At 55.0% G+C, this 13,609-nt stretch carries 17 protein-coding genes; 5 read left to right on the forward strand and 12 right to left on the reverse strand.

Annotated features, from left to right (window positions below; all coding sequences use genetic code 11):
• Positions 1-95: 95 nt before the first annotated feature.
• The gene (locus FAES_RS22300; RefSeq protein ID WP_015333450.1) at positions 96-344 is read right to left on the reverse strand and encodes a hypothetical protein; all 249 of its coding nucleotides are present in this window, start codon (positions 342-344) and stop codon (positions 96-98) included.
• A gap of 82 nt (positions 345-426) precedes the next feature.
• Here FAES_RS22300 and FAES_RS22305 point away from each other — a divergent pair, with 82 nt between their 5' ends.
• Positions 427-2,058: an NFACT RNA binding domain-containing protein gene (locus tag FAES_RS22305; protein WP_015333451.1), complete on the forward strand. Its 1,632-nt coding sequence runs from the start codon at positions 427-429 to the stop codon at positions 2,056-2,058.
• 95 nt (positions 2,059-2,153) lie between these two features.
• Here FAES_RS22305 and FAES_RS22310 read toward each other — a convergent pair whose 3' ends face one another.
• The 4 genes from FAES_RS22310 to FAES_RS22325 all read right to left on the reverse strand — a co-directional run bounded on the left by FAES_RS22310 (position 2,154) and on the right by FAES_RS22325 (position 5,742).
• Entirely contained in the window at positions 2,154-3,392 is a 1,239-nt protein-coding gene (locus FAES_RS22310) for a glycosyltransferase family 1 protein (RefSeq protein ID WP_015333452.1), read from the reverse strand.
• A 255-nt stretch (positions 3,393-3,647) separates the two neighbouring features.
• Positions 3,648-4,163, reverse strand: a complete 516-nt coding sequence (gene msrB, locus FAES_RS22315; RefSeq protein ID WP_015333453.1) for a peptide-methionine (R)-S-oxide reductase MsrB — start codon at positions 4,161-4,163, stop codon at positions 3,648-3,650.
• A 64-nt stretch (positions 4,164-4,227) separates the two neighbouring features.
• On the reverse strand, positions 4,228-4,671 hold the full coding sequence (locus FAES_RS22320) for a DMT family transporter (RefSeq protein ID WP_015333454.1): 444 nt from the start codon (positions 4,669-4,671) through the stop codon (positions 4,228-4,230).
• Positions 4,672-4,707: 36 nt separating this feature from the next.
• On the reverse strand, positions 4,708-5,742 hold the full coding sequence (locus tag FAES_RS22325) for a zinc dependent phospholipase C family protein (protein WP_015333455.1): 1,035 nt from the start codon (positions 5,740-5,742) through the stop codon (positions 4,708-4,710).
• A gap of 102 nt (positions 5,743-5,844) precedes the next feature.
• Here FAES_RS22325 and FAES_RS22330 point away from each other — a divergent pair, with 102 nt between their 5' ends.
• Positions 5,845-6,243 (forward strand): Dabb family protein, encoded by a 399-nt coding sequence (locus FAES_RS22330; protein WP_015333456.1) that lies wholly within the window; start codon positions 5,845-5,847, stop codon positions 6,241-6,243.
• A 102-nt stretch (positions 6,244-6,345) separates the two neighbouring features.
• On the opposite strand, the gene hemH is transcribed toward FAES_RS22330, so the two are convergent.
• Both hemH and FAES_RS22340 read right to left on the reverse strand, forming a co-directional pair.
• Positions 6,346-7,422: a ferrochelatase gene (gene hemH / locus FAES_RS22335; RefSeq protein WP_015333457.1), complete on the reverse strand. Its 1,077-nt coding sequence runs from the start codon at positions 7,420-7,422 to the stop codon at positions 6,346-6,348.
• 63 nt (positions 7,423-7,485) lie between these two features.
• Positions 7,486-8,241, reverse strand: coding sequence for a hypothetical protein (locus FAES_RS22340; RefSeq protein ID WP_015333458.1), 756 nt, complete (start codon positions 8,239-8,241; stop codon positions 7,486-7,488).
• 105 nt (positions 8,242-8,346) lie between these two features.
• Here FAES_RS22340 and FAES_RS22345 point away from each other — a divergent pair, with 105 nt between their 5' ends.
• Positions 8,347-9,246, forward strand: coding sequence for a hydrogen peroxide-inducible genes activator (locus FAES_RS22345; RefSeq protein WP_015333459.1), 900 nt, complete (start codon positions 8,347-8,349; stop codon positions 9,244-9,246).
• On the opposite strand, the gene FAES_RS22350 is transcribed toward FAES_RS22345, so the two are convergent.
• The 5 genes from FAES_RS22350 to FAES_RS22370 all read right to left on the reverse strand — a co-directional run bounded on the left by FAES_RS22350 (position 9,243) and on the right by FAES_RS22370 (position 12,697).
• Positions 9,243-9,455, reverse strand: a complete 213-nt coding sequence (locus tag FAES_RS22350) for a hypothetical protein (protein WP_015333460.1) — start codon at positions 9,453-9,455, stop codon at positions 9,243-9,245. The two genes, FAES_RS22345 and FAES_RS22350, sit on opposite strands and share 4 nt — an antisense overlap.
• Before the next feature lie 93 nt (positions 9,456-9,548).
• Positions 9,549-9,914: a hypothetical protein gene (locus FAES_RS22355; RefSeq protein ID WP_015333461.1), complete on the reverse strand. Its 366-nt coding sequence runs from the start codon at positions 9,912-9,914 to the stop codon at positions 9,549-9,551.
• 38 nt (positions 9,915-9,952) lie between these two features.
• Complete coding sequence (locus FAES_RS22360) at positions 9,953-10,306, reverse strand: hypothetical protein (protein ID WP_148289431.1); 354 nt, start codon at positions 10,304-10,306, stop codon at positions 9,953-9,955.
• 394 nt (positions 10,307-10,700) lie between these two features.
• Positions 10,701-11,345 (reverse strand): hypothetical protein, encoded by a 645-nt coding sequence (locus FAES_RS22365; RefSeq protein ID WP_051054253.1) that lies wholly within the window; start codon positions 11,343-11,345, stop codon positions 10,701-10,703.
• Between the two features lie 140 nt (positions 11,346-11,485).
• A complete protein-coding gene (locus FAES_RS22370; RefSeq protein WP_015333463.1) occupies positions 11,486-12,697 on the reverse strand; it encodes a pyridoxal phosphate-dependent aminotransferase in 1,212 nt (403 codons plus the stop codon).
• A gap of 173 nt (positions 12,698-12,870) precedes the next feature.
• Between FAES_RS22370 and FAES_RS30460 the strand changes: the two genes are divergently transcribed.
• Both FAES_RS30460 and FAES_RS22375 read left to right on the forward strand, forming a co-directional pair.
• Positions 12,871-13,008, forward strand: a complete 138-nt coding sequence (locus FAES_RS30460; RefSeq protein ID WP_015333464.1) for a hypothetical protein — start codon at positions 12,871-12,873, stop codon at positions 13,006-13,008.
• A gap of 325 nt (positions 13,009-13,333) precedes the next feature.
• Positions 13,334-13,591, forward strand: coding sequence for a hypothetical protein (locus FAES_RS22375; RefSeq protein ID WP_148289432.1), 258 nt, complete (start codon positions 13,334-13,336; stop codon positions 13,589-13,591).
• The last annotated feature ends 18 nt before the right edge of the window (positions 13,592-13,609 follow it).

The following is a 13,609-nucleotide window of genomic DNA, read 5'->3' on the forward strand; positions in this document are numbered from 1 at the left end:
GGCTTACGACTACTTAGTTCGTAAACCCGGCTCCCCTGGCCTGTTGCGTATGTATACGGATACTGCTTTGCCGACTAGCTAGCCGATGCACTTCCCTAGCGACTGCTGCTATGGCCCGAATGACCACTGCCGCCGCGTTCGTCGGCCAGCTCAGTCTTTGACTTGCCACCCGGCGTCTGCTGGCGGCCCTGGGGGGCGTGATCATCTTCCTCGCTCTGCTTGCTTTTATGCACGCCCCGCGAGGTCTTACCCTGGTTTTCGTCGGGCAGGTTGGTATTCAATTCGTGCTTCTTGGTGTCGTCGGCGGTCTCACGGACGGTCGGCTGGGTTGTTTGCTTGCTCATAACGTTGATCGTTTATACAATAGCAACACCCACTACGCCCCGTTGTTTACCTTTGTCGACTATCTGGCTGGCGGATTTACGTATGCACACCAATTATTATTTTCTGCGCCAACTGGCTCCTGCGCTGGCCACCCGGCTCGATGGCCTCTACCTGATGGAATGTTTCAGCCAGGATCGCGACGAGGTGGTGCTGGCGTTTGCGCAGGCACGCGGCAAGGCCAATTATTACAAGCCGTTCTTCATCAAGGCCACGCTCCGCCCCGATTTCTCGGGCCTATTGTTTGCCGACGACGTACGTCGCGCCCGCACCAACAGCGTCGATCTGTTTGACGACCTCACCGGCAACGACAGCGGCGAAGACCCCGACCGACCCGGCATGGAACAGCCCGGCAAAGCCGTGTTGGGGGTACGCTCCTTCCTGAACGAACGCTGTCTAGGCATCGAGCTGGCCGACGGCTATACGCTGGTTTTCAAGTTTTTCGGCAACCGGCCCAACCTGCTGATTTTTCGCGAGAACGAGGTTGTTGACCTGTTCAACCAGAAATTGGCCGCCGACCAGACGCTACGCCTCGACGGACTGGACCGGCCGATCGATCAGTCGGAAGCCGCGTTCGAGGCCGCTGGCCATGACTACCGGAAGCTGTTTCCCACCTTTGGCAAGCTCGTCCGAACGTACCTGGAGCAACGTACCCAGGAAGCCGGTACGGGCGTCACCTGGCCGCTGCTGCAATCGGTCGTGCAGTTACTGGAAAACCCCACGTACCGGCTCGTGACGTTTGAGCACCGGCCGACATTGGCACTGGTACCCATTGGCGAAACACGACGTACCTACGACGACCCGATAGAGGCCGCCAACGGCTTTTTCATTGCCTTCAACGGGCAGAATGTGGTGGAACGGGAGCGGGCGGAAGTGTTGCGGCTACTCGACAAACGACTCAAACGCGCGCAGACGCTGCTCGACGCCAACCTGCAACGACTCATCAGCCGCGACGAAGGGCCCAGCCACGACGAATTGGGCAATCTGTTGATGGCCAACCTGCACAACGTACCTACGCTGCCCGGCGGCCGCTCACCGGAGACCATCACGGTCGAGGATTTTTACCGCGACAATCACCCCGTAACCATCCGACTCAAGCCCGATCTGTCGCCGCAACGCAACGCCGAAGGGTATTACCGGAAAGCCAAAAACGAGAAGATCGAGGCCGAGCATTTGCAGCAGCAGATCGACGGGCGCGAGGCCGAGATGGCACAACTGGCCGCGCATCGGGCAGCCATCGAGCCCATTCAGTCGTTGAAAGAATTGCGGCGCTATGTGAAACAGCATAACCTGCTCACCGAAAATGCGGCCTCCACCGACCCGGCCGAGCTATTCAAGGAAGTGCAGGTAGACGGCTTTACGATCCGGATTGGGCGCAACGCCAAAAACAACGACCTGCTCACCCAACGCTATACGTATAAGGAAGACCTCTGGCTGCACGCCCGCGACGTGAGCGGGTCGCACGTGGTGATCAAATACCGGGCGGGCAAACCGTTTCCGAAAACGGTGATTGAGCGAGCCGCCGAACTGGCCGCCTGGTACTCCAAGCGCCGCACGGACAGCCTATGCCCGGTGATTGTTACCCCCAAGAAGTTTGTTCGCAAACCAAAAGGCCTGGCCGAAGGGCAGGTGGTTGTCGAAAAGGAAGACGTCGTCCTGGTCGTACCGAGGGGGTAATGTAATGTATACTGAATAATGTAGGATGTATAATAGGGCTGATGCGTCTTTTCTTGCGTCAGCCCTATTATACATCCTACATTATTCAGTATACATTACTTATTCTTCACAATGCAGTTTGCCATGCCCTCCCAGGTTTTATCCCACGAGTGTTCGCTCAGAAACTGATCGATGGCGGCCCAGTTGGTTGGGTGTGTTTTGTTGAGTGCTTTCTCGATAGCCGTGTCGAACGCGTCGACGGTAGCAGCGATCTGCACAAAATCCGGTTCACCGTAGGTACGTACCACATCGCGGATGGGCGTCGATACCACCGGCAAGCCAGCGGCCAGGTACTCGGGTGTTTTGGTCGGGCTGATGTAGCGGGTCGACGCGTTCAGGGCGAAGGGCAACATCGCTACATCCCAGCCGCCAAAATACGTGGGCAGCTCTTTGTAGTTTTTCATCCCGAGGTAATGGATGTTGTCGTTCTTGGGTAGCGTCGCCGGATCGATTTTCACGATCGGTCCCAGCAGCACAAACTGCCACTCGGGGCGGCGGTTGGCCAGCTCGCGCAACAATTGCACATCGAACCGCTCATCGATCACCCCCGAGAAACCAATCCGCGGGTGCGGGATGCTGGCCTGATCGGCCGGGTCAGCCTGCGCTGAATCGGTGGCGCGGTTGCGTGCCTGCGCAAAGTGCTTGAAGTCGATGCTGCTCGGAAACGCGTGGGCGTGCGCATGACGAGTCCGCTTGGCTTCATACAAGCTGTAGCCGCCCGTGAACACCTGATCGGCACGAGCCATCAGCTTCGCTTCCATATCGATGAGTTCGCGCGGGGCTCCCAAAAATGCCGACAGCTCGTCCATACAGTCATAGACAGTATACGTGGGCGTCAGGTGGTCGCTGAAGTCCAGGGCCATCGGTGTGTAATACCAGGCCACGTATTCGGCAATGCGCTCCGATTCGATCAGCTGATCGACCGTCCGGCGCAGGTAGGCCAATACCTCCTGGTGCGGAGTGCCGTGGGGTACATGGGGTACCACCACTTTGAGGCGCTCGCCTTCCTGCCGTACTTCAACGCGCAGGTCTTTGCCCCAAATCGGCTCTTCCAGGAAGTAAACGTTCATTTGCTGGCTGGCGCGGCTCATCAAATGCTGTGGACGCTGGTAAACAAAATTCCAGCGTAGATGCGAAAAGCAGATCAGGCTCTCGGGTGACGAAGCCGGTGCTTTAGTTGGCGCAATGGGCTGTGTGGTCTTGGGCAAGTGGGTTTCTGAAACCGACGCCGTTGACAGCAGCTCACTGGATGTTACATCGCTCGATGATGACGAAGGGAAGTCACTGATTTTCATGTAGGGGTACCAATGAAGATGGTTAATTAAGAGGTCAACCTATTGCAGACAGGCACAAACAGCTTTCGATCAAAGCGGGGCGGTTGCCCGGCAAGACCTCTACACTTACCCGTACGTATACTGATTGACAAACGGCCAACATGGCAACGTTTATCAAAACAACAATTGGTCACCTATAATGTTGATGCCTCTCTGCTAATAGTTAGGCAATGGCCCGCCCCCAACAGGAAGCTGTTGGGGGCTGTATGGGCCTTTTTACTTCTTCTGGAAGGTCATCGCTACCCCGTTCATGCAATAGCGCAATCCCGTTGGCTTGGGGCCATCGTTGAACACGTGACCCAGGTGCCCATCGCATACGGCGCACACGACCTCATCGCGCTCCATGCCGTAGCTGTTGTCTTTGGCCACTTTTACGGCGTTCTTCGTGATTGGCTCGTAGAAACTCGGCCAGCCCGTGCCCGACTCAAACTTGGTTTTATAACTGAACAGCGGGTTCTTACAGGCCGCGCACAGGAACGTGCCATCCTCATGGACATTCAGCAGCGGGCTGGTGCCGGGGCGCTCGGTGCCATGTTTCCGCAGCACTTCATACTGATCGGGCGAGAGTTGTTTCTTCCACTCGGCGTCTGATTTCACGACCCGGCGGCCACCCGGCGGGGTCTGCCCCTGCTCATACAGGCTGGCGGTTTGGTGGGCTGAAGACGTATTGGTCTGGCATGCCAACGAGGCAACCAGCGCAAGCGCTAACGTACTGTTTATGAAGTAGTTCATGTCGTGTATAGCAGGCTGAAAACGGATTCATTACCGCTACACTATATACGTAAAATTGACCGCTTCAGTTTCGTACAACCAGCCATACCCCCGCCAGGATCAGCCCGATACCCAGCAGGCGCCAGGCGTTGGCGGGGTGGTGCGCAAAACCTAGCAGTCCGTAATGATCGAGCACGACGGCGGCGATCAACTGCCCGGCCACACTCAGGCTCACCAGGTTGGCCGTACCGATGCGCGGCACCGACAGAATGACGGTGGTGACGTAGACGGCCCCGATCAGCCCGCCGGTATACTTCCACCAAGGCAACGACCGCGTAAGAGACAGTGATGGAATACCCCCGCCCGACGACAGGTGTACAATCAACAACGTCAGGAAGCCCGTTCCGAACGAGATGAGTGAGGCCAGCACCGGATTGTTCAGGGCTAGCCGCAGATTGGAGTTAACCGCCGCCTGCACCGAGATCGCCGTGCCCGTCAGAAACGCCAGAACCAGAAAAAGATAGTACATAAGTGAGTGCCCATGACCCCGCTCAGAGCCATTTTGTTATTCATCGCGGGCCGAAAATAGCCGTTTAAGCCAGCTTTTCTTCTCGGTGGCCTCCAATTCCTGCTCGGCCGCAGTGGGCAACTGAGCCGCCAGCTTCGCCAGATCGGGTTGGCCGGCATCGACCCAGCAGGTATACCAGAGGTCGCCCACCATCTTGACCGATGCCCGCATCTGCCGCTCGACCTGCCCGCGCAGTCGCTCGTGATACTGCCGGGCAAAAGCCGCCGAATAGACTTTCACGGTCTGCCCGTTGCGGTCTTCGAAGTTCCATTTCTGGCTTTCGCCCAGTTGTTGGGTCAGCTGCTGCTCGATGGCCAGCACCGAATCGAGGGCCGCGTGAGCGGCGAAAACCGCCTGCCACGCCCGTCGTTGCGGGTGTTCTACGTAAGTGGCAGCGCCCACGATCATATCATACTGGCCCGCGAACAACTCGGGCAGGCGCGATTCCCAGAAACCATGAATACCCGTTTGGTTGGTGAGTTGGCCGTTGTAGTTACGCGTGGTGTGCAGGGGTACGTTGGCATCGGCAATGTAATGCCCGATGTCGGCCGACAGGCGCAGGATCTTGGGTACGTTCCGCTCTTTGAACGCCTCGGTCAGCTGGTATTTGGCCAGTTGAATGTGCCAGGGAACAATACCATGAATCGCCAGGGTGTCGGCCCCGTACCGGTCGGCGGCGGCCGACCACGATCGGGGCAGGGTCTCGCGGGTGGTGTCGGCATAGGCGTCGAGATCGATAAAATGACGCGGTGCCTCACCGACCACCGCATAGCGCCGCTTGTCAGGATTCACGGCATTGTCGGTCAGGTACTGAATCCGGCTTTTGTAGAGCGGCATCATCTCGGGCGGCAGCGTAAACACCGCCAGCCGGTTGATCTGCTGATGTGCATAAAAGCCCCAGGTTGGAGCCGTTTCAGGTACGTTCGTAACGGTGGGGCGGCGGGGTGTTTCTGACGGGTTTGCCAGAGCGAGTGAGGCCACAAGAAAATTTTTTCCCAGAAAAACACCCAACCAAATTCTGTTGATGTACATTTGTCCAGTCGTGGTACTATTTATAGAGCAAGTTAAACTATTTAAATAAAACCTCGACCCAAAGCGAATAAAATTTTTTAAAACGACATAGTTACCAAATCAATGCAACGCGAATCTAAAGGATATGCCCTCATTGTAGGTCTATTCTGCATCCTCGGTTTATTAATCTACGGAGCCTATTCACCGGCCCGTAAAGCCCAGAAACAGCAGATTTTCTGCTTTTCTTTCGTGAAAGACGTAAAAACGCAAGCTGTCGAAAAGCACATGCGCGATTTTGCAGCTTTGAGACACGAAATTCCGCAGGTCGTGGGGTACACGGCTGGCAAGACGTTTATCGCGGGTGAAAGCACCAACGAGTACGATGCCATGCACTACCTGACGTTTCAAAACGAAGACGACATGAAGGCGTTCATCAAAAGCGCGCCGTATCAGCACTTTGTCGACGAGAACAAAGCCAACTGGTCGAAAACGCTGGTTGTCAACGCCGACATTCAGCCATAAGCTGGATGTACGATGCATACTGTACAATGCACAATGGGGGCTGACGCATCTACTCTTGCGTCAGCCCCCATTGTGCATTGTACAGTATGCATCGTACATTCTTTATGTATTCTTTACCAGGTCAACGACCGTTTCAACCCAGAGGGGGCTGTCGTTGAGGCTTTCGACGAGTTGCCAGTGTTCACCACCCTGCTCTTCGAATAGTTCTTTGTACTCCTCGCCTACTTCGATCGTTGTTTCCAGGCAGTCGGCAACAAAAGCCGGCGAGAAGGCCAGTACGCTTTTCACGCCCTGCGCCGCCAATTTCTTGATCGTATCTTCGGTATAGGGCTGAATCCAGGGATCTTTACCCAGCCGCGACTGAAAACAGGTGGTGTATTGACCTTCGGGAATACCCAATTCGCGCACCAGTCGCCGGGTGGTTTCAAAACACTGCGCCCGGTAGCAATGCTGATTGTCGGCCCGGAGCGAGGCACAACAGTCGCCCAGTTGACAGACCGTTTTTGTGACGTCGCCCTTGCGGATCTGACGTTCGGGCAGGCCGTGGTAGCTGAACAGGTAATGGTCGTAGGTACGTTCGGCCATATACTTGCGGCCTAATTGCACGAATCCTTCGATGAACTTCGGGTGTTCGAGAAAGCGATTCACGAAACGTACTTGCGGAATCACCTGCCACGTTTTCAGTACCTCCATCACCTTTTCATAGACCGAGCCGGTCGTGGCCGAGGCATACTGCGGAAAGAACGGCACCACCACGATGTCGGTCAGGCCGAGGCGTTGAAACTCGGTCAGGGCCGTGTCGATGCTGGGGCTCTGGTACCGCATCGCCAGCCGCACCACGTAGTCGTCGCCCAGTTGCGCCTGCACCATCTTCTCGACAACGTACCCGTAATGTTTCAGGGGCGACCCGTTGTCGGTCCAGACTTCGCGGTAGGTTTTGGCTGATTTGGGAGCCCGGAATGGCGCGATGATGCCATTGACGAGCAGAAAACGGGGAATGTAGGGTATGTCGATGACCCGCCCGTCCATCAAAAACTCACGCAGGTATTTCCGTACGTCGGGCACGCTGGGGCTGTCGGGCGTACCGAGGTTCACGAGCAGCACGCCGGTTTTGCCAAGCAGACCAACGGCTTCTGTAGCGTCCGTTGTATGGGGAGATTGTAAAGCAATAGCGTCCATAACTGGGTAACGGGAAACGTTTGGTGCAAGGTTCAAGGTGAGTTAAAGTCTGCTGTTCACCCCCTATTTTGGCCGCTCAAACGAGGTGTAGACTGATTTGGGCAACTTGGTGAAGACCCGGATGTCGGAGAGTTCGCGGGGGCCACGCTTGCCCGATAGTTTGATCTGCCCGTAGGTCTGGTAGTCGGTCCAGGGTAGCGTGAAGCCCGGTTTCTCGTCGGTGAATTTGGGGTAATAGGCCCACTGCGACACCAGCCGGGTGGCCTTGTCGACCCAGACGTGGTATTTGTTGTCGGGGGTGTTGCCCACGCCTTTGAACGTCAGTTGGATCAGGTCGGCGGGTTTACCGTCTTCAGTTTTTGCCTCGCCCAGATCTTTCAGCGTCACGCCCGAATCTTTCAGCTTGAACGGCATCAGCAGCCAGTAGGCGTCGTTGATCCAGGCCCCTTTGCCCTGCTTCACGTATTTGGCGACACTATCGGGGTTGGTTTCTTCCTTGCCATTCCGAAACACACGCCCTTTTTCGGTGTTGATGTTGACCAGAATCGTCTGATCATTCCGTAGGTTATCGATCCGAACGTCGCCGGTCCACTTGTCCCAGTGCAGGCGCCGGAAGCCCAGAAACGTCCAGGCGATATGATGCGTGTTGTCCCAGGCTTTGCGGCCTCCCTGCGCGGCCATCACCTCGTCGGCGATCTGCACGGCGCGGGCGTCTGAGCCAGCCATATCAAAACCCTCGGCGGGTGGGTTGTCGGTCTTCTGGGCCAACAGGGGCGATGCCAGCAGCAAAAGCCCAAACAGAAAGTAGCGCGTTAGCATAGGATTGATGTTAGACTACAAAGCTATACGACCGGCGTCATTTAGCGGCAATAAGCGATTAAAATGATCAATATGATCTAGATTTGTATCGATACTAGTTATACTATGACCCTTACCCAGCTCGATTACATCGTCGCCATCGACACGCACCGTCATTTTGCAACCGCTGCCGACCATTGTCATGTCACCCAGCCAACGCTGAGCATGCAGATTCAGAAGCTGGAAGATGAACTCGGGGTGTTGCTGTTCGACCGGTCGAAGCAGCCCGTTGTGCCTACCGAGACCGGGCAGGTGATTGTGGCGCAGGCCCGCGAGGTGTTGCAGGCGGCGCGGCGTATCCCCGAACTGGCCAAAGAATCGCGCGACGAGGTGGGCGGTGAGCTACGCGTGGGCATCATCCCGACGCTCGCGCCTTATCTGCTGCCACATTTTATTGGCGAATTTATGGATCGCTACCCCGGTGTGACGATTCAGATGCAGGAATTACTGACCGACCAGATCGTGGAGCGCCTCCGCAGCGGCCTGCTCGACGTGGGCATCGTGGTGACGCCCCTGCGCGAAGGCAATTTTACGGAGATACCCCTGTTTAGTGAGCCGTTCATGATTTATGCCGCCGATGGCCACGACCTGCTGAAAAAGGCTACGGTATCGCCCGCCGACCTCACCCAGACTACCGATCTCTGGCTGTTGTCGGAAGGGCACTGTTTTCGCGATCAGGTGCTAAACCTCTGCGGAGGCCGGTTTTCGGGCCGATCGGCGCTGCGGTACGAAACGGGCTCGCTCGAAACGCTGGTCAGGCTGATTGAGCGGCAGGACGGCTTCACGCTTCTCCCCTATCTGGCGACGCTCGATTTCGACCCGATCCGTCGCGCCCGGCTGCGGTCGTTTGCGGGCAAGCAGCCCAAGCGAGACGTGAGTCTGGTGATGCACCGTAGTTTCCTGAAACGCAGCCTTATCAACGCGCTACAGCGGGAGATTCTGGCCCACCTGCCCAAGATGGCCTAAGGCGCTATTGCCGCCTGGGGATTCAAAACTTTCGTCGGCTGAATACTGGCTTTTGGGGTTTTGATTTTCGCTCCTGATGAGGCATGCATCAGAATTGGTTCAGTAAAGACTACTTGACCAGTCTTTGCCAATACGTAACCAATCTCGTCATTGGCCGGATGGCTGCTCTGAAGATAGATCTTATAGACCAGATTGGCCGAGCTATCCATTGGGGCAATTTCCTTGATTAATAGCTCTGAAGTAAAGTCAGTTACAGCACTTACAGGGATTTTTTTATAGGCGGCAAATACATCTCTGGCCCTCTAAGGCGTGATTGCTGGCACGACATCGAAATTGCGCAGTTTTACGTAATGGCCGTGAGTGTAATACATCTTGCCTCCCTTGTAGTGGAAGTTATACCCGGCACCATCTACTTTTACGTCCTTATAAAATTGATCAAAGTGATCGTTAATAAAACCAGCCCGTCGCTGTTTATCGCGAGCTTTCACAAAGACATCTTCGGCCGTTACCAGTAGATATTGCTTCATAAAGGCCAGATCGGATAGGCTGCTGGCCGCGTCGTTCTCGGTAATCTCCATCGCCCGAATGATACCTTTCCTATCCCGAAGTAAAATCGGAGCCTTGTCGGCGGGTTGAGTGTAGGCCATCAGAGGCAGCGCCAGTATCATGGCGAAAAGTAACTATGTTTTCATGGTTGAGAAATAGTTTAGTTAATGCGTTTATGCTTGGATACACCGAAAATTGAAAAAATATTTTTTCGCTCTAGACGCATCGTATCCTTGTTGAATTGGAGATCGTAGTCAAACATTATCCAGACTCCATCCTCTCTCATACTACCCATATGAAGGAGCGAGTCGATCCAGTATTTGCGTCGATAAGTTGTTTTATCAGCATAGGTATACTCTAAAAGCACACTATCAGGAAGAAATTCTTGATATCCCGTAGGATTGGCTATAGGAGGTCGGTATTCCCCATTGCCTACATAGAAAGTCTCCCACTTTCCTAAAATTTGCTGGCGTGGATCAAGCGGCATGGCCTCTTGTTTACAGCCGGAAAGCATGAAAACTAAGAGGGTAGCTACTAGACATTTCATGGCACAATCCACTATTTATTTAACTAAGTCAAAACCAGAATAAGAAAGAGTTACACATAACGGCTCACCTCAAGGACTACTTCGTTCTAATACCCCACTTATTGGATGGGCCAAAGGACTATTAAATTGAGGCGATTCTTTCCCGCGCAAACACCAATTCAACATGCTACAGGTGACTATGGACACATTTGCCTACAAGTACTGAATGACTTTAAGACTCCTTTCTAGACAAAAGCGTTGGAATATTGAAGATAAAAGTCAATTCGACAATGGGATAATTCAATTGTTGGGCCAAAGGGACACGTATAATCTTACTTGGCTACATTAGGTAACATGCAGCCCTATCCTTCTGCAACGGTGCCTAGCCCTTGACGCGCCAGTTGAAGATACCCCGCCGGACTTTAAAGCTCTTTTTCAGCCCGCGAATGAGCAGGAAGGCCCCGATGATGCCAAAGACCAGCGTGAGCGCGAGGATCTTCAGCAACGCAAACACCACCGCCACCAGCACCACCACGATAGCCGCTTTGAGCTGCCAGGGAATCTTTTGCCACCAGTTGAGTTGCTTGCGCGGCGGCAGGCCCAGGAGCTCGCGCAGGGTTTTGCGTTGCTTGTCTTTCGGACCGGGGCCTACCTCGATAGCCTCAGGTACGTTCTGTTCAGCATTGGCAGCCGGGCTGACGGGCGAGGTCGGGCGGGCGGGTGCCTCACGCACCGGATTGGTTAACCGTTGGGTACGTTGCTGATGGGTCCTGATGCGCTCCCCCACCGACTCAGGCAGGCGTGTTGCGCGGGCGTCGGCATAAGCAACAGGCGCGGCGGCGGGCTCGTCTACGGGCGCTGTAGGGGCCTCGGGGGCTGATTCGGCGACCGGCGGTACGTCGGTGGCAGGTTGGCTTGGGGAGTAGAAAACTTCGCGGGGACTACGTTGAAAAGTGGCTACGGGACGATGACAGGCCGAAAACGACGCACTCAAACAAACAGCCAGCAGGCCGACGGATTTACGCATGTGTGATGGAAAGCGTTTTTCCATCAACGCCCGCGCCCTACCCGACAGTATAAATAAAGAGCGAAAGGGATAAAGACTGAACAGGCTGACGCGTCAATTGCGCTTGCGCCGGCCTGTTCAGTCTTTATCCCCTTCGCTCTTTACTTCCGTCGGCTTTCCAGAAAGGCCTCGATGCGGTCGAGGGCGATGGTTAGCTCATCGACCGTGGGCAGGCAGACGATCCGGAAGTGGTCAGGTGTTTTGAAATTGAAGCCCTGCCCCGCTACCACCAGCACCTTCTGCTCGACCAGCAGATCATACACAAAGGCGTTATCGTCTTCGATGTTGAACTGGGTGAGGTCGATACGCGGGAAGATGTACAACGCGCCTTTGGGTTTCACGCAGCTGATGCCCGGAATCGCCACCATGCGCTCGTAGGCGAGCATGATCTGCCGGTATAGTCGGCCGCTGGGTAACACCAGATCGTTGATACTCTGGTACCCACCCAGCGCCGTCTGGATGGCGTATTGCGTGGGTACGTTGGCGCAGAGCCGCAGACTCGCCAGCAGCGTGAGGCCCTCGATATACGACTTGGCTTTGTGTTTGGCCCCCGTTATCACCAGCCAGCCACCCCGGAAACCGGCGCCGCGGTAATTTTTCGACAGGCCGCCCATCGAAATGCAGAGTGTGTCGTGGACGAAGCGGGCCATCGGGTTATGCGTGGCGCCGTCATACAGAATCTTGTCGTAGATCTCATCGGCAAATACGATCAGCTTGTGTTTTTCGGCGATGCGCGCGATGCCTTCCAGAATAGCTTTGTCGTAGACGGCGCCGGTGGGGTTGTTGGGATTGATAATGACCACCGCCCGCGTTTTCGGCGTGATTTTGCTTTCCAGATCCGCTAGATCAGGATTCCAGCCATTGGTTTCGTCGCAGGTGTAATGCACGGGTTTACCACCGCAAAGCGCCACTGAGGTTGTCCAGAGCGGGTAATCGGGCGAGGGCACGAGCACTTCGTCGGTTTCGTTGATCAGTGCCTGCATCGAGAGCAGAATCAGCTCACTGACGCCATTGCCGATGTAAATATCCTGAATGGTGACGCCCGGCAAACCGAGGTTTTGCGTGTAATGCATCACCGCTTTTCGGGCCGCAAACAGTCCCCGCGAGTCGGCATAGCCCTGCGCATTCCGGATATTCAGGATGATATCGTGGACAATTTCGTCGGGCGTATCGAAACCAAACGCCGCCGGATTACCAATGTTCAGGCTGATAATCTTGTATCCCTGGCTCTCCAGCTCCAGCGATTTCTCATAGACCGGCCCCCGAATGTCGTATTTGAGGTGCGTCAGGCGGTCAGATTTGCGGATCTCCATCGTATAAAAAACCCGCATGCCGGCTTCGGGCAATGCGGGTCAGCAAAAATACGTATAAATATACTTGTGGCGTGCGGGTACCAAATCCGTCTAAAGATTACCCCCATTTGTGAAATCGAATCGTTACATGAGTTTTTGTTCCTGGCCTGTGGCTCGCCTTAACGCCTGCAGCGGTGGCGTGTCTGCGCTCGCGATTAGGCGAGCCGTCGTCAACCTCAGCGGCCCGCCGCTCACCCAACCGAATCAGCACCAACCGGTCGATCAACTGCCTCATCGCGCTCGGCCTATTCGGGAGCCGCGCCGCCGGGTGATCGTTTCATCCCTCTGTAGCTCGCCAACATGCCTGTTTTCAGGCGAATTAGCTGCGCACGCCTCCGTCGTTACCCGGTAACGAAGCCACTTCTCAAAGTCGGCCATACGAAATATCAACATCTGTGCCGCCTTTTCATCGTATCCCGCTCCTTGTTGTTGTGTTCAGCTCAAAATCAAGGTTAGTCCACTAGAATGGGGGAATATTTGCTGCTCAATAAATTTCTATTAGGCGTTTGCCTATTTTTGCGTCAATAGGCAAGGTTTTTGTTAGGTATCAAGCTATACACTATAACGATCTGGCCGGCATCCCAACCCATAATTACTATGCTCACTATCAATCAAGTAAGTCAGAATGCCACGCGCCAGACTGTGTCAACCCAATGGGCTATGTCGTCGACGCGTTTTTCCACCAACTGGCAGGTTACAGCCACGTTGTTGCTGGATGATCTTGACAACGAACTCGAGTACAATTCGACGTTTGGTCCCGTTCCCAATAAGCCTGTAGCCCCGGCTATGCCTTCTTTTTTCGCCATGCTTGAGGCCGAAGGTAAAACCGAAGAGGCCGTTACCTTTCTCGACTAATTTAGCCCTATCATACAT

Source organism: Fibrella aestuarina BUZ 2 (genome assembly GCF_000331105.1).
Classification (GTDB): domain Bacteria; phylum Bacteroidota; class Bacteroidia; order Cytophagales; family Spirosomataceae; genus Fibrella; species Fibrella aestuarina.